We start from the raw sequence: 23,925 nt of genomic DNA, 5'->3' as shown, positions 1-23,925 counted from the left end.
TATTCGGCTACTTCATCGTGACCGGTGTATGGCGGCGTGGCGAGGGCGTTTACGGTGCGGCGCCTTCCTTCGCGGTGGAGCTCGCGAAGCCGCTGACCGTCCGCTCCAGTTCCGCAGCGGCGGAGGTGGCGTCGGCCGTGGTGCGCCAGACCACGTGCCCGTCGGGTCGGACCAGGACGGCGCCGTGCTCGCCGACCGCGAACAGGTCGAACACCTGCTGTCGGTCCGAGGCAATCGCGGCCTCCAGACCCGCCACCGTGACGGGCATCGTGGGTGCGACGGCGGTACGCCAGGCCTGCGGGTCGGGGGTGAACAGGGTGTAGTCACGCAGGTCGAGCAGGTCGTGCGTGGACACGGCGTCCCCGGCCAGCCACGCGTGCGGCACGCGCGCACCGGGCCATGTCGTCGGCACGTAGTCCACCACGCCGTCGTCGTTCATCGGCTGCGGCGTCGGCTCGGTCCGGATGAGCGTGCCCGAGTAGGCGTAGCCGAATTCGAGTCCGGTGGAGGCGAAATGCTGTAATTGGGCCGGTATTCGGGATTTGACCGCGGCGCGTCGGCCGCGCGCGGACGCGTTGTCTCCCAATAGTTTCGCGGTCGGTCGCATCGCAAGGTTCATCAGGGCGTCAGCGACCTGCCTTACGATCCGCGCCGGGAGGCGGTCGACGACAGGTTGCGCGAAAGCGTGGGTGACCCGCGCGAGAGCGCGGTTGCCTGGGGCCAGCCCAGCCATGACCTCGTCGAGCCGGAAGTGGTTGTCGACGCTTTGTTCGGCGAAGCGCTCCACGACAGGTCGCCGTTCCGACTCGTAGCTGTGCAGCAGTGTGGCCGGCGCGCGATCTTCGATAATGGCGGCGAGTTTCCAGGCGAGGTTATGTGCGTCCTGCACGCCGCTGTTGAGTCCGAAACCGCCGGTGTGCGGGAACCGGTGGGCGGCGTCGCCGGCGAGGATCACGTTGCCCTTGGCGAAGGTTTCGGCGGTCTGGCTGGTCATTGTCCAGGTGCCGGTGGAATGTATTCGGAAGGGGACGTGCTTTCCGATTACTTGCGGTAGCGTCCGGGCCCAGAATGCGCGGCCGTCACGAGCGATTTCCTGGTGGTCGCTCAGGAACGGGGTCATGAGCACGTAGTCGTCGTCGGCATGGGCTATCAGCACCCCGCAGAACGCGGGGGAGTAGATCCAGCTCAGCAGCGGGCGGGTGCCGTTGGTGAACAGTTCGGCGTTGAAGAAGACGCTGCCCATGTTGGCCAGCACCGGCCCGCGCATCGCGATACCCAACGCCGCACGCACCGGGCTGTTGGCGCCGTCGGCGCCGACCACGAATCGCGAGGAAATCTCGGCCGTGCCGCTGCGCAGGTCGGTCGCGTGCACCGTCGCACCGGATGGCGTCATCGTCACGTCGCGTACGTTGACGCCGCGACGGAATTCGACGTGTGGGTCGGCTTCGAGGGCATCCCAGAGCACCGGCATGAGCTGGTGCTGGCCGATGTGCGAGATGAGGTACCGGCTGTGGCTTTGCACGCGTTCCACCTGCTCGGGGAAGGCCAGCAGGTCGATGTCGCCGAGTGGGTCGCTGCTGAGGTCGGTGAACCAGCGGATCACACTGACCTTCTCGGCCGGTGGCGCCAGCGCGCTGAGCTGTTCGGCCAAAGCCGGCGAAGCGTGATGCCAGATTTCCTGGGACCGAGCGTTGATGACATGCGCGGCCGGATGGTTCAGCGGGTCGGTCCGGCGTTCCAGTACGGTGCTGGCGATGCCGTAGCGCGACAGCAGCAGCGCCAGGGTGCATCCGGTCGCGCCCGCGCCGACGATGGTTACCTCGGCCACGGCAGCGCCGTGAGGTCGGGGGCGCGCTGGTGGTGTGGTCTCGGACATCGCTCGTTCTCCGGGTTTCTCGGTCAACGCACGGTGTTGCGCTGCGTGCCGAGGTCGAGCACGCCATCGTCGGTGCGGATGGACGCCGTGACGACGTCTCCCGGCGTGAGGTAGGCGGGGTTGCGGGACTGGATCCGTATGAACAGGTCCCACTTCTTTGCCTCGGGCAGCAGGCCGGCGAGGCGTTGCACGAGGCGCTTGGGCGGGTGAAGGGCCACCCCGCCGGGGGTGCCGGTGAGCAACAGGTCACCCACCGCGAAGTCCTCCAGCAGGGAGAACTCCGTGAGAGTTTCCGCGGGTGCGAAGACCATGTCGCTGGCCAGTGCCGTCTGCCGGGTCTCGCCGTTGACCGCGAGGGTGAGCCGAAGGTCCTTCCACCTGTGCATCTCGCCGGGGTCCGGTACGCAGAGGTAGGGGCCGACCGGACAGAAGGTGCGGTAGCTCTTGCCCTTGTAGTACTGGCCCTGAGACAGCTGAACATCGCGGGCGCTGACGTCGTTTGCGACGACGAAGGCCCCGAGGTACTCCGCGAGGTTGTCCGCGGTCACCGTCACCGGGCCGGTGATCGCTTTGCCGATGACGATGCCCAGTTCGATCTCGTAGTCCAGCAGCCGCACATTCGGCGGAGTGACGATGTCGTCGTGCCCCCCGGTGAGCGATCCGGTGGATTTGGTGAAGAACAGGTTGAACGGTCGGTCGGGGTCCATTCCGGTCTCGGCCATGTGCGCTCGATAGTTCGTGCCCTGGCAGTTGACCTTCGCTCCGGGCAGTGGGTTGAGCGGAGTGACGCTTGCCAACTCGATGCCGGGATCACCTGATTCTGTCAGCAGGCGTCGAGCATCCGCGGCGCCTTCCCGAAGCACGTCGGTGGGCGTCGGGTACGCGCCGGGCAGCGGCAGCACCCGCTCGCCGCGAACGACGCCCCAGCATGCGGCGCTCGATTCGGTGGAGTAGCGGAGGAGGTTGATGCTCACCCCGGCGAGTCAACCCGCGCCGGCCGCCCCCGCGCTTGGACCGCACGCCAAATCGAAGCCGCCGATTTGGACTCTGATGCAATATCGATCGGCGGCACTTGGGTCGTGCTGGACATGCGGTCGTCCAATGTGCTGGCCGACCGGGTGTGCTCACCGCGGCCGAGGTCCGCAGCCTGCACTTCCTGGTCGCGCACGGCCAACACTTCGTCGTTCGGCCGCACGCTGTTCGCCGAGAAATTGAATCCGCTGGACCCACTCGATCCGGCCTCGGTCCGCGCCCACGCGGAATTCATCGCCGATATTGTCTTCGCGGGGTTGCGCGCCCGGGGCGCCTGCCCGACGCCTGACCCGGAAGACACCATCACCGAGACCGGAGTCCAAGCGTCGCAGAGTGTTTCGGGCAGAACCACGGTGTTCAGCTCGAACTCTCGGGTCCTACCCGCACCAAGACGACCCCGTGTGGCGGGATGTCGTGGGCGGTGATCGGGCCCGTTGTCGTTGTGGTCGTGTGTGCCCATGGATCGCGGACCCGGTATCGCTCTGACGGTGCGAGTCCCGTTGCCGCGGTGGTGGTTTCGATGGTGGCGGGACTATCGGTGTCGTTGAACAGCGCCACCCCGACGGAGCCGTCGCCGAGTGGTTTGACGATGATGCGATGGTCATCCGGCAAGGCGGCACCCTGCGCGTGCGTCGGGTCCTGGTCGATGGCTATGACCTCGCGATTGGTGAGGATGTCGCGGGTTTCGGCGGACATGGTCCGCACGTCGTTGCCAGCGATCAGTGGTGCGCCGAGCATGGCCTACAGCGTGAAGTGGGCGCGTTGTTCGGCGATGGTCAGACTGTCCTGTCGGCGGAGCAGGTCGAGCAACTGCGGGGAGATGCGGAAACCGGTACCGAGACGTGCGGCGTCCTCGGCGGACAACGCACCCTGTTTCGCCGCCATGGCGGGCATGCCGTCGGTGTGCGCGCCCAAGAACTCGGCCATGGTGATCCCGACGACCAGCATGTCCGGATCGCGACCCGTCTGACTTCCGTGCGCGATTGTCGTCGCGAATTCATCCATGACGCCGACGAATCCGCGGGTATCGAAGTCGCCGATCTTCGTTGCCGGTAGATCATTGCGCCACAACGGGATCAGGTCGCCGGTGCTACGCGTCAGATCGGCGATCTGTGACCAGTCGTAGGTGGTGCCTGCGTCGGTGTCCTCAGAACTGTTGGGGTTGATGCTGTAGACCACCGCGCGGCCGGTGGCGCGCAACGCGTCTCGCATCGCGGTGAATACCCTGACCTGTTCGTTGTGGTCGGCGTCGGCGCGGCACCAGTCGTACTTGAGGTAATCCACACCCCATGTGGCGAATTGGCGCGCGTCCTGGTCCTCGTGGCCGAGGCCGGCTGTGGCGAGTGTCTGCCCGCAGGTCTGGTTGTAGGGACTGGAGTACAAACCCAGGGACATACCGCGGTCGTGGATGTAGTCGGCGAGTGCGGCGATGCCGTGCGGGAACTTGTCCGGATCGGCCTGTAGGTCGCCGTGCGAATCTCGCTGGAGTGCCGCCCAGCCGGCATCGAGATTGATATACCGGTAGCCGGCATCGCGCATACCGGAGGCGATCATGGCATCGACTGTTTCCCGGATTGTGTTCTCGTTCAATGGAATTCCGGAATTCCAGCTATTCCAGCCCATCGTCGGCGTTGGGACGGCGTCGGGCTCGGCCGGGGACGCGAGCGCCGGTGCCGCCGCCCCGGCCAGGATTGTAGCTGCAACAAATGCTGCGAAAGTCATTCGCCGCCGCATCACCGCTCCGATACTTCCATGGAAACCCGCTGGTAGATGCCCGCGGTACTGCTGACCATGACTGTCTCCTCTCGGGTCGTGGTCACATGTGGACCGTCGGCGTCTCCGAATCGCTTTGTTAGAGAACACTGCGGCGGTACAGCAGAGCGGTGACGACCATGCCGGCGACGAGGATGGCGGCCGACCACCAGTAGGCGGTGGCGTAGCTGGTGAGCTGAGCGTTGGTGAGCACACCGGGATCGACGGGGCCGTGGGATGCCAGGTAGTCGTTGGCTGCGCTGGTCGACATGGTGGTGAGGAACGCGGTTCCGATCGAGCCGCCCACCTGCTGGGCGGCATTCACGGTCGCGGACGCGGCACCGGAGTCGGCGGCCGCCACTCCGAGGGTGGCGGCGCTCATGGACGGTGCCACGATCAAGCCCATTCCGAAACCGGCGACGAACAGTGCGGGCAGCACGTGGGTGAGGAACGCGCTGCTCACGTCGAAGGTGGTCATCCATACGAGTGCGATCGCGACGATCGCCATACCGGGTGGCACGACGAGTTTGGGGGTGATCCGGGGGATCAGAACATTGTTGGCCACCATGGCGGCGATCATCAGACCCACGACCATCGGCATGAACGCCAGCCCGGTACGGATCGGTGTGTACCCAAGGTTGATCTGCAGGTAGTAGGTGAAGTACAGGAAGATGCCGAACATCCCCGCGCCGCTGATGAAGATCGCGGCCAGCGAGGCGGCGCGGGTGCGGTCGGTCAGGATTCGCAACGGCAGGACGGGGTGGTCGGTCTTGGTCTGCCACCACCCGAAGCCTGCCAAAAGGACGGCGCTGGCCACCAGCAATCCCCAGGCCGACACGTCCGCCCAGCCGTCGGTCTGCGCTCTGGTGCAGCCGTAGACGAGACTGAACAAACCTGTCGACACCAATGCGATGCCGGGCAAGTCGAGCCGTGCGGTGCGGTCGCGGCGGGTACGCGGGAGCATCACGACCGCGCCGATGGCGGCCACGAGCGCGAAGGCCAGGTTGACGAACAGCGTCCACCGCCAGGTCAATGTCTCGGTGAGCACACCGCCGAGCAGCAGCCCGATCGCGCTACCCGCACCCGACACCGCGCCGTACACGCTGAAAGCGGTCGCTCGTTCCTTCCCCTCACTGAAGATGGTCGTCAGCAGCGACAACGCGGCCGGGGCCAGCAGTGCGGCGAAGAGGCCCTGTCCGGCCCTGGCCGCGACCAGCATTTCGAAACTGGGTGCGGCACCGCCGACCGCGGATGCGACGGCGAAGCCGATCAGGCCGACGAGAAATGTGGCTTTGCGGCCGAACAGGTCGGCGATGCGGCCGCCGAGCAGCAGCAAACGCGAGGGCATATGCGGTGACCACCCACTGGCGCTGACCGTCGGTGAAACCGAGGTCGTGCTGCGCCGATGGCAGGGCGATGTTCACGATGGTCGCGTCGAGGACCACCATCAGCTGGGCGAGCGCGATGACGATGAGTAGCAGCCACCGCGTGCCGCTAGGGCTTCGGGATGAACCTTCGGGAAAGCTCGGGCCGTTTTTGGACAGCGTGATAGTCGTGTGCTCCGGCATTGGCCGTGCCTCTCGTATAGTACGAAGTCGTTCTATACGTAGATTGGCAGCAGTGTGGGAGAAACGCAACCGTACTATTTGAAGTGTGGGGTGCGTCTCACCGCTGCGGCTGCGAGACGGGTCAATGAGAGCCGTAGTGCAACGCGGGTAGCGCGATGTCGTCGATGAACCGGATGAGGTAATCGGTGTCGGCGAAGGAACCGTCGAAGACCGGTCGCGTGACGAAGATGCCGAAGAAGAAGGGGGACAGCAACTCTGCGGCGGGGGGCCGGGTGGGCAATTCTCCGCGTTCTACCGCTCGGTCGATGAAGCGGGCGAGATCGGCGGTGTCGGGTTCGAGCAGGACGGTTCGGAGCGTGGCTGCCAAATCGGGATGAGTCAATACCGCGTGATTGAGGGCCGCGATCAGTGCGGTGTCCGGCTGTGCCCGCGGCACGAACCGTTCGGCCATGGCCACCAGGTCGCCCCGCAGGCTTCCGGTATCGATATCTTTTGCGTCGGTCGGCCCGGTGGCGCGCAGGGCCGCGGCGATCAGCTGTGGTTTGGTCGGCCACATCCGATACAGCGTCGCCTTGCTGCAATGTGCCCGCGCCGCAAGGGTATCCATCGACAGCGCCTCGTAGCCGACCTCGCGAAGCAGATCCAGCGCCGCGGTCAGCAACTCGTACTCGCGAGCAGGCGTCATGCGAGGCCGCCGAATGCGCGCGTTCTCGGTCAAGGCGGATCCTCCCTGGGAAGTACGGTTCAGTACTTACCATAGTGGTCCGCTTGGCTCGGGGGACGTGCGCCTGGTCCGAGCGGCATTCGGCGCAGCGTCACCGCTGCCGAGGGCGTGGCCTGCACGCCCTCGGCGGGATTACTTATACGACCGTTGGATCGACCTGCTGCTCAGATAAGCGGTGTGATGTGCTCGGGGATGCCGAGCAGGGCCTTGCCGTAGGTTTCCATCGAAACGTGCGGCAGGGTCACCGCGTGCCGCGCGCCGACGTTGGAATCGCGCCAAATCCGCTGCATGGCATTGACTTCGGCGAACGCTGCGGCGCCGTGTGCATTGAGCAAGATGTTCAGCGCCTCGTTGATACTGCGCAGGGTGATCGCGGTATCGCCGCGCATCCGGGCGCGGGCCATGAGGTCCGGGAACACGCCGGCCTCCGCGTACGCCTGGACGTCATCGGCTGCCCGGTAGGCGTGCAGGTGGGCGGTTTCGATCTTCATAGCGGCCTCGGCGACCAGCATCTGGAAGGCTACGGAGTCGGCTTGCCGAGTGATCGTGGTGTAGGCCAGTGCCTTTTCCGCGGCCTTGGTGCGGACCAGGTTCAGCGCGGCCCGGCCGAGACCCAGTTGAGCTCCCATGATCGAGGTGTTCATGAACGGGGTCATGGCCCCCCGGTACAGGGGCGCGTCGGGATGATCGGCGATGTACTCACCCGCCATGTACGGACCGAGCGAGACCACGCGATGTTCGGGGACGAACGCGTCCTCGACGACGACGGTGTTGCTACCGGACCCGCGCATCCCCGCGACATACCAGGTGTCCTCGACCCGGAAGTCTGCCCGGGGGACCAGCACCGCGACCTGATCGAGCACCTGATCGTCGTCGTCGACCAGAAGTGCCCCATCGGTGCTCCAATCCGCGTGCAGACTGGCCGAACTGTATGGCCACCGTCCGCTCACCCGGTAACCGCCGGACACCTTGCGGACTTTGCCCGACGGTGCCAGAACGCCGGTAACGATCGCGTCGGGGCCGTTGGCGTACACCTCGTCGAGGCTGCGACCGGGGTGGAGGGCGCACAGCCACCCATTCGTGTTCGACAGTGTGACTACCCATGCCGCGCCGCCGTCGGCCTCGGCGATCGCCGAGGTCACATCCAGCAGCGACCGCAGGCTGGTCTCCAGGCCACCGAAACGCCGTGGCACCACGATACGGAACGCTCCGGCTTCTTTCAGCGCATCGATTGTCTCCTCGGGTACTCGCCGGTCCGAGTCGCTTGCGGCGGCATTCCTCCGGATCAGTGGCGCCAGCTCGTCGATGCGCGCGAGCACATCCTCGATGGTTTCGGTCCGGGAATTGTCTACGGTGGTCATGCGTACTCCAAAATTACTGTGATGGTTGAAAATTCGGCAGGGTTCACGCTGGATCGGCGGCAACGATGGGGTTTTGCAGTTCGCCGACACCGTCGATCCGGCTGATCAGGGTCTGGCCGGGCTCCAGGAAGCGCGGCGGATTCATCGCGCTGCCGATGCCGGCGGGGGTGCCGGTGAACAGCAGGTCACCGGGCAGCAGCGGGAGCAAAGCCGACAACTGTGAGATCAGCTGCGGCACTGGGAAGATCATGTCTTTGGTACTTGTCTTCTGCACTTCCTCTCCATTGAGCGTGCAGGTCATGTGCAGGTCGTCGGGATCGGGCAGCTCGTCGGGGGTGACCAGCCAGGGGCCGATCGGGCCGTAGCCGGGAAGAGATTTGCCGAGGCTGAATTGCGGTGCGGGACCCCGAAATTGGACGGATCGCTCGGAGATGTCCTGGGCCACGGCGACGCCGGCGACATGCTCCCAGGCGCGGTCGGCCGAGACGTTGCGGGCACCGACACCGATCACGACCGCCAGCTCGATCTCCCAGTCGGCGGTTCCGTCGGTCGGCACGGGAATGCTGCTGTGCGCACCGGTCAGGCAGCTCGCGAACTTGGTGAACACGAGCGGATCGCTCGGCAGGTCGAGACCGGACTCGGCGGCGTGCTGCCGGTAGTTCAGTCCGATGGCGAAGATTTGTGGTGGGCGTGGCGCCGGAGGTCGCAGGAGCGCGGGGTCCAACGGCTCGGCGGCGGGCAGGTCGGCGCTGTGGGCCCACTCCCGGAACGCGGTCCAACGCTCGTAGATCGCCTGGGGCTCGGCGGTGAAGCGGCCGCCGCTGGCGCGTTCGACGTCGACGGCTCCGGCTGCCGTCACGATGACCAGGCGATCACCGAGATTACCGATCTTCATTTGTCGCTCCTTGGATTGAAAGATGTTGTAGCACTGCTGAATTCGACAGTCCGTCAACTGACGAGACGCCGATACCGTGAGCCGTGGAAAACCAGGGGGCGTGTGGTGGGATGTGCGTAGAGGCTGCGGATGGCGAGCACGACGATTGTGTGATCGCCTGCGCGGAACTCGTCGTGCAGGGCGCAGTCCAGCCAGGCTGCCGCGCCGGATAGCAGCACGGCGCCCTCGGCGGTGCACTCGTATTCCACGCCCGCGAACCGATCCGGGGAGCGCGAGGCCAATTGCCGGCACATCGGCTCCTGCTCGTCACCGAGGATGCTGAGCCCCAGCCTGGGCGCATCGCGCAGCGACGCCCAGGTCCGGGAGCTGTTCATGATGCAGATCGACACCAGCGCTGGGTCCAGCGACACCGAGGTGAACGAGCTGACCACCATGCCTGCGGGCCGTTGGTTGCGCATTGCGCAGACCGCGATAACGCCACTGGGGAAACAACCGAAGGCCAGCCGCAGTTGGTCCGGACCGCTGGGCGTGGTCAACGCTGACGGCGTGGCTTCGGTCCCGAAGCTGTTGCTCATCCAATAACTCCGCGAGAACCCGGGGGGCTGAGTTTCTCCGGGCACCGGGGCCGCGGGGTTGGCGAGGTGCCCGCCGATGCGGGCCAGTTTCTTCCGGGCCTCCATGGTCGCCTCCTTGTTGCGATCCGCCCTGAACAACGCACGGCAACGGTGCGACGTACCAGTCCTGCTACCGCGGTGGATGGGTGAGTCGGGTCACATCGTGCGCCCTGCCAGCAGCGTAACCATTTCGTTGATTTCATGTCAATGACTTGAAATCAACTTGTTTTTTCCCAGGTCACCGGGCACTATCGGGCACAGAGGTGTTCGGCGATGGAGGGCGCAATGACTAGCACGACCGATAAGAGCCGACCGATCTCGCGCGCCGCGCAGGCCGCCGAAACTCGGCAGCGCCTAGTCGATGCCGCGGTCGAGTTGTTCGCCGAGCGCAGTTATGACGAGGTGGCCGTGGCTGATATCTGCCGGGCCGCCGATGCCGCCCATGGGCTGGTGTTCCATTACTTCGGCACCAAGCGTGGCCTCTATTTGGAGGCGATACGGGACACGTCGAATCGCATCTTGCAGACCCATGTGCTGCGTCCCGAAATATCGCCGGCCGCGCAGATGCGCAGCGCGTTCACCGCGCAGTTCCGGTATCTGGCCGCACATCGGGGACTCGCATTACGCCTGGTACTGGGTGGTCGGGGCGCCGATCCCGAGGCCTGGGAAGTGTTGGAGGCAGGCCGGTGGCAGACCATCGAGGCCTGGATCTCGCTGCTCGGGCTCGACCCGCAGAATCAGGCCTTGCGCATGATGATCCGGTCGATTGTCGGCGCGATCGACGAGGCCGCCGTTTATTGGCTGCAGAACAATGAGCCGTTCGACGTCGACGCCGTGGTCGAATCCCTGATCGAACTGACTGTCGCGGCGCTGCGTTCGGCCGCCGCACTGGACCCCACTCTCGACGTAGAGACGCCGCTTCGGCCGTTGCTCGACGAGTTCTATGGATCCTGAAGTCCAGCAAGGGGTTTCGCGGATAGCTCGTCGAGCGAGTTATCCCGCATGACGGGGTGAGTTGCGCGGCCGCGGCCTCGGTGCAATTCCTCGACGGGTGTGTGCACGAGATCGGTGCCGCGGCGGTCGGTGCTGTCGAGAGTGCTACTGACGAAATATTCAGAATCCTTGACTGGTCATGTCATCATGAGTGACGATAACTTCAGAACTGGCGGCTGGCTGGACACCGGCCATCCCATGGGTCCATACGCAATCGAATGGAAAGTAGGTGTGGGTCGATGACGATCGCATCCATCGTGTTCGCCGTGTTGTTGGCGGTCGTATTTCTGCCGGCCGGTGTGGCCATGGCGCTGGCCGTGGCGTCGATGCGTCAGCGTGCCGCGCATTTGCACTATTCGGTGACCGCCTACCGTGGCGTCGGTGTGCTGGCGATTGCCGGGGCCTTGGGCGTGCTGGCCGGCATGGTCTGGTGGCCGCTCGGAGCGGCGGCCGGAATCGGGCTGGTGCTGTTCATGATCGGCGCCGTCATCTCCCATCTGAGGGTCGGTGACGGTGTGGCCGAGTACGCACCGGCGATCGGCGTCGGTGTGCTGGCGGTCGCCTATGTCGTGACTGTGTTCGGCGCACACCTGTGACTGTTCGAAGAGGAACTGCGATGCGTAATCGAGCCCACGTCCCCGTCTATCGCCCCGACATCTATTCGCGCCAGGGCATTCTCGACCCTTACCCGCACTATGCGCGGTTGCGCGAACTGGGGCCTGTCGTGTGGCTGGCCAAGCAACGCGCTTATGCGCTGCCCCGCTATGGCGAATGCAAAGCCGCCCTGCTCGACGATCGGACATTCATCTCCGGAGCCGGGGTCGCGTTGAATCCGGTGGCCAACCGGCTCTCGACAGGCACCACTCTCAATAGCGACGGCGAGGATCACAACCGCCGCCGCGCGTTGCTCGCTCGTCGGCTGGCCCCGCGGGCACTGCGCGCGATGCGTGAATCGATCGACCAGCAGGCGGTCGCGGCCGTCGAGCAGGCCGTCGCGCAGGGGCATATCGACGGTGCCGAATTGGCGGCCGCGCTGCCGCTTTCGGTCGTGCCGGATCTGATCGGCTGGCCCCAGCACGGCCGAGAACACTTATTGCGGTGGGCGGGAGCAACATTCGACGCCCTCGGGCCACTCAATCGACAGTCGATGTGCACCGCACCGTCGGCGATCGGGATGATGCACTTCACGCGACAGCTCGCCCGCGAGCGGGACCTGCTGCCGGGCAGCGTGGGGCAGGACGTGCTGCAGGCCACCGACGACGGCAAGCTTTCCCGCGCTGAATGCCCCGCCCTGCTGGTCGACTACCTGGCCCCGTCGTTGGATACCACGATCAGCGCTATCGCCAGTGCCATGTACCTTTTCGCACGCCACCCCGAGCAGTGGCAGCTGCTCAAGGACGATCCCACCCGCATACCGAATGCGGTGAACGAGGTCGTTCGATTCGAATCACCGTTACGTGCGTTCTCCCGCAAGACAATTCGTGATGCCGACATCGCCGGAGCCAGCATCCCGGCGGGCTCGCGGGTGGTGGTGATCTACTCCTCGGCCAATCGTGACCCGCTGGAATGGGATGCTCCCGACACCTTCGACATCGGCCGGGACGCGACGCGTCAACTCGGTTTCGGCCACGGAGTACACGGTTGCGCCGGTCAAGGTCTCGCGCGGCTGGAAACACAGGCCATGCTCGCCGCGCTCGTCGAGCGTGTTGATCGTATCGAGATCGTCGGTGAACCCGAGTGGGCGATCAACAACATCATCCACCGCTTCGAACGCCTTCCGCTGCAACTCATTCCAGCCTGATAGAGGAGCCACCATGAAGATTTCCGTCGACTACCCCCGGTGCGAGGGACACGGTCTGTGCGCCGCGCAGGCCCCCGAGGTGTTCACCCTCGATGACAACGCCGAGCTCATCTACCGATTCGATGGTGGCGAGGTGCCCGGCGATCTCGTGACCGACGCCCGTGCGGCCGTGGGCTCCTGTCCGGTCGCGGCGCTGCGGGAGATCTCGTGAACCAGCTCAGCCCGCGCTCTCGAAGTGGGTTGCCCGCTTCAAGGGCGCGCTCTCGGGCTTGATCGATCGTGGCGAGGAATATGTGCGGGATCGCTTTCCCGCAGCCTGAGGTTCGTCGAGAGTCAATCCTCGGTCTTGTTTTTGCGACCGGACGTCACGCTGGATCAGTAACCCACCGCAGCGAGGTCGTACGCACCATCCGGGGACGGCCTTGCGTCGGTACTCCCCAGCAGTGCGGCACCGAGCTGGATTCATGCACAAACATTGTTCTACCTGGCATTTAATTCGGCTATACCGTAGCCGAATTGCATCGGAAAAATAACGGCAACAATGTTGCTGAAACCTGTTGACGACTGTCGTGATAGCGGTCACACTGTATCCACTATGCGTGGACGAGCTACTGTCGAGGACCAGATCGACCCTAAATCCGCTCTTCGTGACCACAGTGTTCACGGCAGCCCCGAGCGGGGGGAGTCGCAGGATGTCGAGGCGGTGAATGCCCGGACACGGAGCGGACTGCGCACGCGCGCGGCGCTGATGCGGTCAGGCCGTCGGGCATTGGGTAGCGGCAGCGCCGCGAGTCTCGGGATCGCCGATCTGGCACGTCACGCCGGTGTCGCGACCGGATCTTTCTACAACCACTTCCGTGGCAAAGACGAGTTGTTCGCCGCGGTTATCGCCGAGGTGGTCGAGGAGCTGGCCCGGATCCTGGACAACGCTGTCACGGGCGTCGATGAGCCCGTCGAGTTCGTCCGGGCGCAGTTGCGGGCACTGGGTGCGCTCGGCGTCACCGATCCCGACACCGCCGCGATTGTCCTTGCCGCGCGGTACCGGATTCTCGATAGCCCCGACATCGGCTCACGCCTATCGTTCGGCATTCGTGCCGGGCTATCGGCGGGGTGCTTCCACGTCCACGATGTGGGAGCCGCTCTGGATCTGACCGGCGGGGTCGTTCTGGCGATCCTGCGAACTTCGCGGCGTGATCCGGCCGCTGTGACGGCCGAGTGGATCGAGACCCTCGCCCAGCAGGTGCTCTTCACCCTGGGACATCCGGTATGCGAGAGCATCCCGAGCGAAAGATAGATTGGTTTGACTCTGGCACCCAAAGTGTCGACCGCACAGCGCAAAGATTCATCCGCGCTGCGGATCGTGCGAACAAATTTCTCCGATACCGTCGTATCGGGCCTACGCACCTGGGGACGGACGGTCGATCTCGCGATCGAATCCGTTCGGGAGGGGCTGCTGGATCTGGTGCGTGGCCGTTTCCAGTGGCGCGAGATGCTGCATCAGGCGTGGTACATGGTCACGGTCACGGCATTGCCCGCGATCCTCATGGCGGTTCCGTTCGGTGTCATCGTCTCGGTGCAGATCGGCAACATGATCCGAGAATTGGGCGGTGACTCGCTGTTGGGGGCGGCGAGCGGGCTCGGGGTGATCAAGCAGGGCGCCCCGATCGCGACGGGACTGCTACTCGGCGGTGCCGGCGCCGCGGCGATCGCCGCGGACCTGGGCGCGCGCACTATCCGCGAGGAAGTGGATGCGCTGCGGGTGATGGGAGTGAGTCCGGTTCGCAGGCTCGTGATTCCGCGCATTGTCGCGATGGTGCTGGTCGCACCGCTGTTGAACGTGCTGATCATCTTCACCGGTGTGGCCGCGGGTTACATCGTCGCGATCAGCGCGCAGGGCGTGACCTCGGGCAGCTATTGGGCCACTTTCGGTTCCTTCACCACGGTCACCGATGTGGGGATCTCGCTGCTGGAGGCGATCCTGTTCGGGTTCATCGTGGCGGTCATCGGCTGCCAGCGGGGGCTGGAGGCCAGGGGCGGTCCCCGCGGCGTGGCCGATGGCGTGAATGCCTCGGTGGTGCTGTCGGTGGTGTCCGTGCTTGTCGTCAATCTCGTTGTCAGCCAATTGGTTCAGATGTTCGTACCGACGAGGATGGCCTGATGACCGCGACGCCGTACGCGCCGAGGGGACTGCGCTGGGCGTATCGAGTGGTCCGCCGGCGGCAACGGCTGTTGCTGCCGATCGACTCGATCGGGTTCATGCTGTCGTTCTGCTGGCAGGTCCTGTCGGCGATCCCGTTGACGCTCAAGCACTATCGGACGCAAACTATTCGTGCCGTCAGCGAAACGACCTGGGGGAGAGGCTCGCTGATCGTCGGCGGCGGCACGGTGCCGATGCTGATCTTGCTGGGTATGGTGCTCGGGGCGGCTGTGGGTATCCAGTCGTACGGCACCTTGAACATGATCGGGCTCGGCCCGCTGACCGGGATCGTCTCCTCGTTCGCGAGCACTCGGGAGCTGGCGCCGATCATCGCGGGTATCGGATTCGCGGCGCAGGCCGGATGCCGGATGACCGCGGAGATCGGGTCGATGCGGATATCCGAGGAGATCGACGCGATCGAATGCCTCGGTCTGCGGTCGATTCCGTTCGTGGTGACCACCCGGGTGATCGCCGGTGTCGTCGCGATCGTGCCCACCTTTCTGATCACACTGATCCTCAGCTATCTGTCCTGCACGTTGGTCGTCGTCGGCGTCCACGGCCAGGCATCGGGGGTCTACCAGCACTATTTCAGCCAATTCGTCAGTGGTCCCGATATTGCCGCTGCCGTGCTGAAGGTGATGGTTTTCGGAATCGCGGTGATCCTGATCCATTGCTATCAGGGGTTTTTCGCGACCGGTGGACCGGAAGGCGTCGGTATCGCCTCCGGACGGGCGGTGCGAGCCAGTTTCGTCGCGATCATCACTTTGGACATGCTGTTGAGCCTGGTCATCTGGGGTTTCAGCGCGACGATCACATTCACGGGGTAGCGAGAATGCCAACGTATGGTTTGCCAGGGGCAGCCACCACCGGGAAGTCCGCACGGCGGACGGGCGTGATCGCCCTGGCCGTTGTCGCGGTCGTTGTCGCGGTCTGGGCCGGGTCTCAGGCGGTGCGTGCGGATGAGCGAATGCGGGTAACGCTGCGCACCGAGCAGATCGGCGACGGCATTGTCACCGGAGCGCGAGTGCGGCTGGACGGGGTGAATATCGGCGAAGTCACCGGCATCGAAAGTGCCGGGGCGGGGCAGCAGCAGATCACGCTGCGGTTGGATGGGTCCCAGCTCACCGGACTCACCGACGCGCTCGTCCTCGACTATGCGCCGTCGAACCTGTTCGGCATCAGCGAGGTCGAGTTGCGCCGCGGCCAGGGCGGTGTCCCGTTACACGACGGCGGGAATGTCGATCTCACCGGCGCATCGGCGTCTCGAGTCTCGAATGCCACGCTGGGCACACTGATTCGGTCGCTGGGGCAAACCACCGACCGGGTACTGACGCCACAACTGGCCGATGTGCTGACCGCTCTGGCCACCGATGCCAAGGCCTTCACCCCGATCTTGGAAGCCGTCGTGATGCTGGGCCGTGCGGTCGCCGACACCCAGCGCTACGATCCGTCCTTTCTGATCGGGCAGTACGCCTCCACACTGCATGGAACGGCCGAATTCGCCGGTGCCACTGTCGATCTGCTCGACCACATCAACAACATCGAAGTCCTGCGCACCGACCAGCCGCTGTTCGACTCCGGAGTCGACATGATCGCCAACCAGTTGTTCCCCGCGATCACAAACCTGGGTCTCACCGGGCAGCGGCATTACGCCGGCTACAGCGACGTGCTGTCACCGTTGCTGAACGTCATGGCGCAGATGGTGCCCACCCCACAGCGGTCGAGTGCGGAACTGCGAACCCTTTTGGAACGCATCGACAATTCGTTCGTCGACACCCCCGAGGGACCGGTTCTGCGACTCGAGCTCACCTTGCGCGGATTTCCGGTGTTGGCCGCCCCACTGTTCGGCGCCGCTGGCGTGACCCCTGCACCGGGCGGTCCGGCTGCGATTGTGGGAGGTACACGATGAAATCGACCATCGGTGTGGTTTTGCGGCTCGTGACATTCGGGGCCGTGATGGCGGTGCTGTTGGCCACGGTGGTGGCGGCGATCGAGCGGCCCGTCTCCGGGGACACCGACTCGTACCGCGTCATTTTCACTGACGCCAATGGTTTGAAGCCCGGCGACGATGTGCGGATGTACGGCGTGCAAGTCGGCAAGGTACTGACAATCGCGTTGGATCATGGACGAGCCTCGGTAGATATCAGCGTGCAGCGCGACCACCCGGTGTTCGAGACGAGCACCTTCGCGATCCGCTACCAGACGCTGACCGGCCAGCGGTATATCGATCTACGCCAACCCGCCGCGCCGGGGGACAGGCTGGCGGCAGGCGCGACCGTCGCGCCCGAGCACACGATCCCGTCCTTCGACATCACCACCCTGTTCAACGGGCTACAACCGGTACTTCGGGAATTTTCGCCCAGCGCACTCAACCAACTCGCCGAAAGCGTCCTCGCGGTGATCCAGGGCAACGGCACCGGCCTGGGACCCGCGCTGGACGCCGTGGAACAACTGAGCCGCTATGCCGTCGATCGGCAAACCGTGATCTCCACGCTGGTCCGCAACCTGCACGACATCGACGACCGTATCGGGGGCAAGTCGCAGTATCTGGAAACTCTGATCCAGGGCCTGACCGATCTGTTCACCGTGCTGGAGGACAAACTGAAAGGCCTCGTCGACTATGCCCTTACCGCACCGCCGGTGCTCGGTCCCATCGACGACATGTTCGCGACCCTCGGATTCACCCCCGACACCAATCCCGACCTCGAAAATGCCCTGCACGCCGCGTTTCCCGATCCGCAGGCGGCGACCGAAGTATTGGGCAAACTCCCCGGACTCCTGCAGGCGCTCGATGCGATGTTGCCGACGGCCGGACCGGGCATGAACGGGACTTGTTCGAAAGGAAATGCGTCGGTGCCAGCGCAGCTGCGGGTATTCATCGGCGGTCAGAGGATCGAGCTATGCAACCGTTGATTTCTGGACTTCGCAAACGGATTCGCCTTGCCGGCGATCGCCCCGTCGCCGACGACCGATCGGTGCGCCGACGCGAACTGCGCCTGGGCCTGATCGGTGCGGCCGCGGTGGTGCTGGTACTGGCTGCCTGTGGCGTCCTGTACGCAATGCCACCGGGCCAGGCGGAATACGGCGCCGATATGACCGAGGCCGGAGCCATCCGCGCCGGTGAGGACATACGCATGGCGGGCATCACCGTTGGAACGGTCAAATCGCTCGAACTGCACGACGACCGGGTGCACATGACCTTCACGGTGGATTCCGATGTCTTCGTCGGCGATCAGTCCACCCTCGACATCCGCATGCTCACCATCGCGGGCGGCCACTATGTGGCACTGACATCGGCTGGTTCGAAACCGTTGCGCCACAAAGTGATTGCGAAAGAGCGGGTGCGCCTTCCATATACGCTCGGTCAGGCATTCCAGGACGCGGTGACCCCGATCCGCGAGGTGGATGGGGAAACCCTGCGGCAGAATCTCGGCGAGCTGCAGACGGCACTCGTCCGGAGCCCGGACGGCCTGCGACAGCTGGGACGTGCGGTGGATTCGATCGTCGATATCCTCGACAGACAGAACGCGGATGTCTCACGGGCACTGGCGGTTTCGCAGGAGTACTTGAGTGCGATGGGCGGCAACACCGCGCTGTACGGTCGACTCAATCGCGAACTCAACCTCACTACCGACATCCTCGTCGGCAAGCGGGCCGAGCTACGCGCGTCGTTGGATCTGACCGAACGGATGCTCTCGCGCCTCGCGGCGGCCGAGCCTGCTTACGACAGCTCGCTGAAACCCATGCTCGACAAGCTCGCCGAGCTGGTCCCCGAGCTGAATCGGCTCGCCGGCCGACTCGACCAGGTCGTGGCCACCGTCGAGCACCTGGGGCAGCAGTTGCAGCAGATCGCCGGTGGACCGAGTGGTCCCGCCGTAGACCGATCCGCGACAACTGTGCCCGCGCCCGCACTGTGCATTCCAGTGCCGGGGAGGTCTTGCTGATGCGCCGATTTCTTGCTTCCCGCGGATTCATGTCGGTTTCGGCAGTCCTGGTCATCGTCGTGATCGCCGCCGCCGGGTACGTCGTGCTGACCGGCGCCGATAAGCCGATGCGCTCGTATTGCGCGATGATGCCGGACGCGGCCGGGCTCTACCTGGGCAGCCACGTCACCATGCTCGGCATCCCGGTCGGCTCGGTGAGCCGGATCGAACCATCCGGTGACGGGGTGCGGGTCGATTTTCGAGTCGAGTCCGATCACCCACTGCGCGGCGACGTTTCGGCGGTGACACTGTCGGACACCCTGGTCGCCGACCGCAACCTCGCGATGCTGTCGGCGCCGAAACCAGCACCCATGTGGGACCCCGGTCGATGCATCACCCGCGCACTCACCCCGAAGAGCATGACCCAGACACTGGATGCCCTGTCGAAGCTCGCGACCGAGATGAGCACGCCAGACGACCCAGCCCGACAGAGCACCGTCAGCGGCGGCGTTTCGGCCCTGGATAGCGCCGTGTCGGGTACCGGCGATTCGCTCAACAAGCTGCTCTTCGAGCTCGGCGATGCGCTGAAATCACCGGACGCGGCCATCGGACGCATCGGCGAACTGATCGATGCGATCAATACACTCAGCGCGGCGATGAAGAACAACTGGGGCGACGTCGAACATATGCTCACGCGACTCAGTGGCATGCTGGACCAAGCCAACAACGAGGTCATCGCGCCATTCGTCGGCATCATCGACGCGCTGCGAGTACTACTGCCCTGGTTCAACGACATCACCACGAAATTCGGGCGCTCACTGCTGAACGTGGTGCGAGCGAGCGTGCCGTTGGTCCGATGGGTCGGCGCCAATGTCGGCACACTCGAGCAGTTGGTCGATATGATTCCGACACTCACCGATGCCTTCCGAAGGTCGGTCGATCCCAGCACCGGACAGGTCGCACTCGCCTACGCCGCGCCCAAAGCGGCGCTCGCCCAACCTGACGCCGATCAGATGTGTGCGGCGATCAATGCCGCTCTTCCCGGCCGGTGTCGCTCCAGCGCAAACGGTTTGGCCGACATCGATCTGGTTCCGCTGGTACTTGCCATGGCGGGAACGAAATGAAGAACGGGTACGCGGTGCTACTGCGGTCGAAAACTCCGCTCGGCAACCGCGCAAAGCACTGGGGTGCAATGAAACTCACGACAAAGCTGCTCGCGCTCGCAGTGACGGGATGCACGCTGGGCGGCTGCGCGCTCGATCCGTCGGCCATTACGGTCCCGGGCACGGGCCGTGGCGATGGTTATCGGGTGCGTGTCGAGTTCGCCAATGCGCTCAATCTGCCGGGGCGGGCGAAGGTGATGGCCAACGGCGTAGAGGTCGGTGACCTCGCGAAAGTGAGCGTGGTGGATCCCGCGGCCACCGGCCCTGGCCACGTGATCGCGGACCTCGACATCGATCGCGCGGTGAAACTGCCCACCGCCACCACCGCACAACTGCGGCAGAACACCCTGCTGGGTGACGTTTTCATCGAGCTGACCACACCGGCGAACGGATTCGACAAAACCATCGCCGACGGCGGCACCATCCCGATCGCACAGACGAAACCAGCCGTACAGGTGGAAGACGTCATGGCCGGCCTGGCAACATTCGTTCAGGGCGGCGCGGTGCAGCAGTTCCAGGACCTGGTCAATCGCATGAACGCGGTATTGCCCGAACAGCCCTCCGACAGCGCTCATATCGCGCAGGTCATCGGTGCCGATTTCACCGACGTCGCACAGCATCTCGGCGAGGTCGACAACTTCCTCGACGGTATGGAAGCCAATGTGGCCATGGTGCTCGACCGCGATCGAGCAATGAACGGACTGCTGAACGAGCAAGGCGCCACACACGTCACCTCGGCGCTGAAATCCCTGATCCTCGTGCTCGGGCTGGCTGGTTCGATGGGCGACATCGCCCACGCCCTGACCTGGATGACGCCCCTGGTGACGGCGGGCGATGCCGCCGCAAAAGCATTCGTGCCGTTGTTGTTCACCGATCGGCCACTGGACCTGAACGCGCCATCGAACCTCAACCGGCTCGTGTCACTGCTTCGAGACCAGATCATCCCGTTCGTCGAGCATGGGCCCAAAGTGGATATCACCGGCGTCGACGCCGGAAACGGGGTCCCCGCGCAGGAACAAACCGGTCGGATCATCGACACCTTGCGCATGATCGGAGCAGTGCGTTGAAATCACGAATCCTCGGTCCCGCGGTGTCGTTGAGCAGTATCGCCTTGGTAGCACTGGTCGCTCTTGCCTACCTTACGTTCGAGGTAGTCGGCGTCGACTGGTTCACCAGCTATACCAAACTGACGATGACACTGACCAATTCGGGCAGCCTCGGTCCGGAATCACCGGTATTGCTGTCCGGGGTTCGGGTGGGGAAGGTCGTCTCCGTGCGCAACGGCGACGGCGGCGTCCAGGTCAGCATGCAAGTACGCGACGACTACCACATCCCGGTGGCAAGCACGGTCACCATCGAAAACCTTTCCGCGCTCGGCGAACCACAGGTCCAATTCACTCCCGCCGAAGGCGGCACCGCCCCTTATCTGCGCGACGGACAGCATATCGATACCCGGACCATTCGGACGCCGACCTCGATACCCGAGGTCGCCCGTCAGGTGACCCATCTGATGGAACAGTTGGACCCACAGGCGATCGGTGACATCGTCGACACCTTCACCCGAGGGCTGGCCGGCACCGAGGTGATAGTGCCGCAGCTGGCTCGATCCACCAGCCTGCTCGCGGCCACCCTGCTGGCCCGCACCGATGCCATCCACAGCATGCTCACCAACCTGCAGGCGTTGGGCGCGGATATGGATTGGACCGGTCCGGCGATGAGCGCCGCCGCCCCCGGCTGGAACCAAATCGGAACATCGGCGGACAACCTCGCGCAATCCATCGAGCGACTCGTCCGAATCGGACGGATGCCGGACATGTATGTCGAAGGCACCGGCCTCATTCCGTTCACCGCCGAATTCACCGACTACCTCGAGCAGATGGGTCCCGACATGGCGAAGCTAGTGCCGGTGCTCACTCCATTGGCCACGCACGCCGCCGGGCAGCTGAGTCGCGTCGACCTCAGTGCGCTGATTTCGCAAGCACTCGCCGAAACCGGGGACGGCGCCTTGCGTTTGCAGATCAACGTCAAATAGCGGCCGCACAGATCGAAAACAACACCCCAGGAGTACACATGACAATCGATACCAACGACCGAATCGACGACGGAAAGACAACTGACCGACCGGTGCGGGCAGAGGAGCGATCCGTAGCGGCCGGGCAGGCATCGGGGACGGTGTCGATACGACTGTCCGCAATCGCACTCGGAGCCGCGATTATCGCTCTGGTGGCGGCAACGGGCGTATTCGCCGCGCTGTGGCTTTCGGCTCGCGGTCAGCTCAGCGACCGCGACGCCGCGGTCGCCGCCGACCATCGTGCCGAGCAGGTCGCCACGGATTATGCGGTCGGCGCTTCGACCATCAACTTTCAGGACTACAACGCGTGGGTTGCCAAGCTGAAGGCGAACACCAGCCCCCAGTTGGCCAATAAATTCGATGCCACCGCACCGAAACTGCAGGAAATCTTGGTGCCGTTGAAGTGGTCCTCGACCGCAACGCCGGTCAGTGCGGTGGTCATCTCGGAAACCGGCGGCGTATACAAGGTAAACGTTTTCCTGAATGTCCACTCGACCAACGCCCAGACTCCCGACGGAGGCCAAACGACGGTGACGTATAACGTCACCGTCGATTCGGGTGCGGGATGGAAGATTACCGACGTCGGCGGAATGGACGGTGCTCTCCCACTGAAATGATCAGGGCCACTGAATGATCAGGCGACGAGCCCCTGAACCTTCTTCAGCGATTTATCCAAGGCGCCGACGACGGAGTTCTTGAAGACCCCGCCCATGGGGCCGTCGATCATCCCGCCTTCGATACTGGCTGTCACGTCGACCGTGGTGGTCGCGGCCTCGTCTCGAAGGCTGATGGCGAGCGCCAATTTGACTCCGGCCCTTGTGGTTCCGCCCATGGCGATCGAGCGTGGCGCGTCGACATTCTCGAAAGTCCAGTCGATGGTGACCGGCATATTCATCACGTTCGCACTGGCAGTAGCGGTATCGCCACTGGTGAGCTGGGCTGGGACGGCGCTCTTCCACGATTTGTGAATCACGAGCCACTCGCCCCAGCGCGACGGATCGCCGATAACCTTCCAGACCTCGTCGGGACTGGCCTGGTAGCTGGCGCTGGTTTGCACGGTACGCATGCAATTCTCCTGTTCTCGGAACACTCGCGATCTCGCGCAACGGCGGCTGTCGCCGCGCGGAGTTCGGGTGACTAATTCGGATACAGCGTAGCCGAATTAACACTCGCCGCCAAGGTGGATCGAAAGCAGCGGAACCCGAACGAATCAGGCGGAGCCGGCCGCGCCGGCCACGGCGTCGTGCAGCGGCGCGAGTCCCGCGACGAGCAGCTGCAGGCCGAAGCGGAATTCGCTTTCCAGAGTTTGCCTCGGCAGGCAATCGGAGACGGCGATCGTGGCGGGGAATTGCGCCGGATCGAGCTGACGATAGAGCGCGGTGATTGTCGCGGGGTTTATGTTGGCTTCGGTGTCGTGGCCCTGCAGCTGTGCGGCGAAGCCGACGACATAGCGGGCAATGGTTGCGTAGACGAGTGCCGCGGACTCCGGCGGAAACCCGTTGGCGAGCAGTGTGGCCAAGACTCGCTCGCGCAAGACGAGCGAATTGGGCCCGACCGGCACCTGCTCGATGAGCAGAGGCGCGATCCCGCGGTGACGGTGCAGCACCGAGAAAATGGCCTCCGCGGCAGTGACGCACGCGCGCTGCCAGTCGCCGTCGGGCGCGTCGTCGTCGATTTCGATCTCGCCGAGCACCCAGTCGACCACGTGGGCGATGAGTTCGGCGCGATTGGCGACTGCTCGGTAGAGCACGGCGGTGCCCGTTTCGAGACGGTGGGCGAGCGTGCGCATCGACAGCGCGTCGGCACCTTCCTCGTCGACGATGCGTAGTGCGGTCGTCACGATCCGGTCGAAGGGGACCCGTGGACGGCCAGGGGATCGGCGAGCCGGGGTCTCGGCGGCGTCTGAATCGGCAGTGGTCACACTCGCATTGTTGCGCATCGACAGACTGGACACG

At 64.7% G+C, this 23,925-nt stretch carries 25 protein-coding genes; 14 read left to right on the top strand and 11 right to left on the bottom strand.

What is annotated here, in order from left to right; translation table 11 throughout:
* Positions 1 to 49 precede the first annotated feature (49 nt).
* From ACQPYR_RS36160 to ACQPYR_RS36120, 9 genes are all read right to left on the bottom strand, one after another.
* On the bottom strand, positions 50 to 1,828 hold the full coding sequence (locus tag ACQPYR_RS36160; RefSeq protein WP_433623592.1) for an FAD-dependent monooxygenase: 1,779 nt from the start codon (positions 1,826 to 1,828) through the stop codon (positions 50 to 52).
* A gap of 71 nt (positions 1,829 to 1,899) precedes the next feature.
* Positions 1,900 to 2,850 carry a fumarylacetoacetate hydrolase family protein gene (locus ACQPYR_RS36155; RefSeq protein WP_433623590.1) on the bottom strand — a complete coding sequence of 317 codons (951 nt, stop codon included), beginning with the start codon at positions 2,848 to 2,850 and terminating at the stop codon, positions 1,900 to 1,902.
* 415 nt (positions 2,851 to 3,265) lie between these two features.
* Positions 3,266 to 3,646 carry a hypothetical protein gene (locus tag ACQPYR_RS36150; protein WP_433623588.1) on the bottom strand — a complete coding sequence of 127 codons (381 nt, stop codon included), beginning with the start codon at positions 3,644 to 3,646 and terminating at the stop codon, positions 3,266 to 3,268.
* A gap of 3 nt (positions 3,647 to 3,649) precedes the next feature.
* A complete protein-coding gene (locus tag ACQPYR_RS36145; RefSeq protein WP_433623586.1) occupies positions 3,650 to 4,498 on the bottom strand; it encodes a glycoside hydrolase family 27 protein in 849 nt (282 codons plus the stop codon).
* Positions 4,499 to 4,760: 262 nt separating this feature from the next.
* Entirely contained in the window at positions 4,761 to 6,008 is a 1,248-nt protein-coding gene (locus tag ACQPYR_RS36140) for an MFS transporter (RefSeq protein ID WP_433623584.1), read from the bottom strand.
* Between the two features lie 341 nt (positions 6,009 to 6,349).
* Complete coding sequence (locus ACQPYR_RS36135; RefSeq protein WP_433623582.1) at positions 6,350 to 6,946, bottom strand: TetR/AcrR family transcriptional regulator; 597 nt, start codon at positions 6,944 to 6,946, stop codon at positions 6,350 to 6,352.
* 170 nt (positions 6,947 to 7,116) lie between these two features.
* Positions 7,117 to 8,313: an acyl-CoA dehydrogenase family protein gene (locus ACQPYR_RS36130; protein ID WP_433623580.1), complete on the bottom strand. Its 1,197-nt coding sequence runs from the start codon at positions 8,311 to 8,313 to the stop codon at positions 7,117 to 7,119.
* Positions 8,314 to 8,356: 43 nt separating this feature from the next.
* The gene (locus ACQPYR_RS36125) at positions 8,357 to 9,208 is read right to left on the bottom strand and encodes a fumarylacetoacetate hydrolase family protein (protein WP_433623578.1); all 852 of its coding nucleotides are present in this window, start codon (positions 9,206 to 9,208) and stop codon (positions 8,357 to 8,359) included.
* A 53-nt stretch (positions 9,209 to 9,261) separates the two neighbouring features.
* Entirely contained in the window at positions 9,262 to 9,783 is a 522-nt protein-coding gene (locus ACQPYR_RS36120) for a flavin reductase family protein (protein ID WP_433635335.1), read from the bottom strand.
* A gap of 324 nt (positions 9,784 to 10,107) precedes the next feature.
* On the opposite strand from ACQPYR_RS36120, the gene ACQPYR_RS36115 reads away from it, so the two are divergent.
* From ACQPYR_RS36115 to ACQPYR_RS36050, 14 genes are all read left to right on the top strand, one after another.
* Positions 10,108 to 10,776, top strand: coding sequence for a TetR/AcrR family transcriptional regulator (locus ACQPYR_RS36115; RefSeq protein ID WP_433623576.1), 669 nt, complete (start codon positions 10,108 to 10,110; stop codon positions 10,774 to 10,776).
* A gap of 278 nt (positions 10,777 to 11,054) precedes the next feature.
* Positions 11,055 to 11,411, top strand: coding sequence for a DoxX family protein (locus ACQPYR_RS36110; RefSeq protein ID WP_433623574.1), 357 nt, complete (start codon positions 11,055 to 11,057; stop codon positions 11,409 to 11,411).
* 20 nt (positions 11,412 to 11,431) lie between these two features.
* Positions 11,432 to 12,616 carry a cytochrome P450 gene (locus ACQPYR_RS36105; RefSeq protein WP_433623572.1) on the top strand — a complete coding sequence of 395 codons (1,185 nt, stop codon included), beginning with the start codon at positions 11,432 to 11,434 and terminating at the stop codon, positions 12,614 to 12,616.
* 13 nt (positions 12,617 to 12,629) lie between these two features.
* Positions 12,630 to 12,827 carry a ferredoxin gene (locus ACQPYR_RS36100; protein WP_433623570.1) on the top strand — a complete coding sequence of 66 codons (198 nt, stop codon included), beginning with the start codon at positions 12,630 to 12,632 and terminating at the stop codon, positions 12,825 to 12,827.
* A 384-nt stretch (positions 12,828 to 13,211) separates the two neighbouring features.
* Positions 13,212 to 13,910: a TetR/AcrR family transcriptional regulator gene (locus tag ACQPYR_RS36095; RefSeq protein WP_433623568.1), complete on the top strand. Its 699-nt coding sequence runs from the start codon at positions 13,212 to 13,214 to the stop codon at positions 13,908 to 13,910.
* 66 nt (positions 13,911 to 13,976) lie between these two features.
* A complete protein-coding gene (locus ACQPYR_RS36090) occupies positions 13,977 to 14,774 on the top strand; it encodes an MlaE family ABC transporter permease (RefSeq protein WP_433623566.1) in 798 nt (265 codons plus the stop codon).
* A complete protein-coding gene (locus tag ACQPYR_RS36085) occupies positions 14,774 to 15,640 on the top strand; it encodes an ABC transporter permease (protein ID WP_433623564.1) in 867 nt (288 codons plus the stop codon). Before ACQPYR_RS36090 ends, ACQPYR_RS36085 begins: the two co-directional genes overlap by 1 nt.
* A 5-nt stretch (positions 15,641 to 15,645) precedes the next feature.
* A complete protein-coding gene (locus ACQPYR_RS36080) occupies positions 15,646 to 16,722 on the top strand; it encodes an MlaD family protein (RefSeq protein WP_433623562.1) in 1,077 nt (358 codons plus the stop codon).
* Positions 16,719 to 17,726: an MlaD family protein gene (locus ACQPYR_RS36075; RefSeq protein ID WP_433623560.1), complete on the top strand. Its 1,008-nt coding sequence runs from the start codon at positions 16,719 to 16,721 to the stop codon at positions 17,724 to 17,726. Before ACQPYR_RS36080 ends, ACQPYR_RS36075 begins: the two co-directional genes overlap by 4 nt.
* On the top strand, positions 17,714 to 18,757 hold the full coding sequence (locus ACQPYR_RS36070) for an MlaD family protein (protein WP_433623558.1): 1,044 nt from the start codon (positions 17,714 to 17,716) through the stop codon (positions 18,755 to 18,757). The genes ACQPYR_RS36075 and ACQPYR_RS36070 overlap by 13 nt, the downstream gene beginning before the upstream one ends.
* A gap of 29 nt (positions 18,758 to 18,786) precedes the next feature.
* On the top strand, positions 18,787 to 19,860 hold the full coding sequence (locus ACQPYR_RS36065) for an MlaD family protein (RefSeq protein ID WP_433623556.1): 1,074 nt from the start codon (positions 18,787 to 18,789) through the stop codon (positions 19,858 to 19,860).
* A 68-nt stretch (positions 19,861 to 19,928) separates the two neighbouring features.
* A complete protein-coding gene (locus tag ACQPYR_RS36060) occupies positions 19,929 to 20,966 on the top strand; it encodes an MlaD family protein (RefSeq protein ID WP_433623554.1) in 1,038 nt (345 codons plus the stop codon).
* Positions 20,963 to 21,931, top strand: coding sequence for an MlaD family protein (locus tag ACQPYR_RS36055; protein ID WP_433623552.1), 969 nt, complete (start codon positions 20,963 to 20,965; stop codon positions 21,929 to 21,931). Before ACQPYR_RS36060 ends, ACQPYR_RS36055 begins: the two co-directional genes overlap by 4 nt.
* Positions 21,932 to 21,969: 38 nt before the next feature.
* Positions 21,970 to 22,587 (top strand): hypothetical protein, encoded by a 618-nt coding sequence (locus ACQPYR_RS36050; protein ID WP_433623550.1) that lies wholly within the window; start codon positions 21,970 to 21,972, stop codon positions 22,585 to 22,587.
* Positions 22,588 to 22,604: 17 nt separating this feature from the next.
* On the opposite strand, the gene ACQPYR_RS36045 is transcribed toward ACQPYR_RS36050, so the two are convergent.
* Positions 22,605 to 23,036 (bottom strand): type II toxin-antitoxin system Rv0910 family toxin, encoded by a 432-nt coding sequence (locus ACQPYR_RS36045; protein WP_433623548.1) that lies wholly within the window; start codon positions 23,034 to 23,036, stop codon positions 22,605 to 22,607.
* Positions 23,037 to 23,180: 144 nt separating this feature from the next.
* Entirely contained in the window at positions 23,181 to 23,924 is a 744-nt protein-coding gene (locus tag ACQPYR_RS36040) for a TetR/AcrR family transcriptional regulator (RefSeq protein ID WP_433623546.1), read from the bottom strand.
* Position 23,925 lies beyond the last annotated feature (1 nt).

Origin of the sequence: Nocardia sp. CA-120079 (assembly GCF_050955745.1) — a bacterium.
GTDB lineage: Bacteria > Actinomycetota > Actinomycetes > Mycobacteriales > Mycobacteriaceae > Nocardia.
This window is presented reverse-complemented; position numbering and strand designations above follow the sequence as displayed.

What these genes read in the sequence shown, in the direction of transcription:
- ACQPYR_RS36150 (WP_433623588.1), bottom strand. Translation starts at nt 3,646, where the DNA reads ATGCTCGGCGCACCACTGATCGCTGGCAACGACGTGCGGACCATGTCC.
- ACQPYR_RS36140 (WP_433623584.1), bottom strand. Translation starts at nt 6,008, where the DNA reads ATGCCCTCGCGTTTGCTGCTGCTCGGCGGCCGCATCGCCGACCTGTTC.
- ACQPYR_RS36130 (WP_433623580.1), bottom strand. Translation starts at nt 8,313, where the DNA reads ATGACCACCGTAGACAATTCCCGGACCGAAACCATCGAGGATGTGCTC.
- ACQPYR_RS36125 (WP_433623578.1), bottom strand. Translation starts at nt 9,208, where the DNA reads ATGAAGATCGGTAATCTCGGTGATCGCCTGGTCATCGTGACGGCAGCC.
- ACQPYR_RS36120 (WP_433635335.1), bottom strand. Translation starts at nt 9,783, where the DNA reads ATGAGCAACAGCTTCGGGACCGAAGCCACGCCGTCAGCGTTGACCACG.
- ACQPYR_RS36115 (WP_433623576.1), top strand. Translation starts at nt 10,108, where the DNA reads ATGACTAGCACGACCGATAAGAGCCGACCGATCTCGCGCGCCGCGCAG.
- ACQPYR_RS36110 (WP_433623574.1), top strand. Translation starts at nt 11,055, where the DNA reads ATGACGATCGCATCCATCGTGTTCGCCGTGTTGTTGGCGGTCGTATTT.
- ACQPYR_RS36105 (WP_433623572.1), top strand. Translation starts at nt 11,432, where the DNA reads ATGCGTAATCGAGCCCACGTCCCCGTCTATCGCCCCGACATCTATTCG.
- ACQPYR_RS36100 (WP_433623570.1), top strand. Translation starts at nt 12,630, where the DNA reads ATGAAGATTTCCGTCGACTACCCCCGGTGCGAGGGACACGGTCTGTGC.
- ACQPYR_RS36095 (WP_433623568.1), top strand. Translation starts at nt 13,212, where the DNA reads ATGCGTGGACGAGCTACTGTCGAGGACCAGATCGACCCTAAATCCGCT.
- ACQPYR_RS36085 (WP_433623564.1), top strand. Translation starts at nt 14,774, where the DNA reads ATGACCGCGACGCCGTACGCGCCGAGGGGACTGCGCTGGGCGTATCGA.
- ACQPYR_RS36080 (WP_433623562.1), top strand. Translation starts at nt 15,646, where the DNA reads ATGCCAACGTATGGTTTGCCAGGGGCAGCCACCACCGGGAAGTCCGCA.
- ACQPYR_RS36075 (WP_433623560.1), top strand. Translation starts at nt 16,719, where the DNA reads ATGAAATCGACCATCGGTGTGGTTTTGCGGCTCGTGACATTCGGGGCC.
- ACQPYR_RS36070 (WP_433623558.1), top strand. Translation starts at nt 17,714, where the DNA reads ATGCAACCGTTGATTTCTGGACTTCGCAAACGGATTCGCCTTGCCGGC.
- ACQPYR_RS36065 (WP_433623556.1), top strand. Translation starts at nt 18,787, where the DNA reads ATGTCGGTTTCGGCAGTCCTGGTCATCGTCGTGATCGCCGCCGCCGGG.
- ACQPYR_RS36060 (WP_433623554.1), top strand. Translation starts at nt 19,929, where the DNA reads ATGAAACTCACGACAAAGCTGCTCGCGCTCGCAGTGACGGGATGCACG.
- ACQPYR_RS36050 (WP_433623550.1), top strand. Translation starts at nt 21,970, where the DNA reads ATGACAATCGATACCAACGACCGAATCGACGACGGAAAGACAACTGAC.
- ACQPYR_RS36045 (WP_433623548.1), bottom strand. Translation starts at nt 23,036, where the DNA reads ATGCGTACCGTGCAAACCAGCGCCAGCTACCAGGCCAGTCCCGACGAG.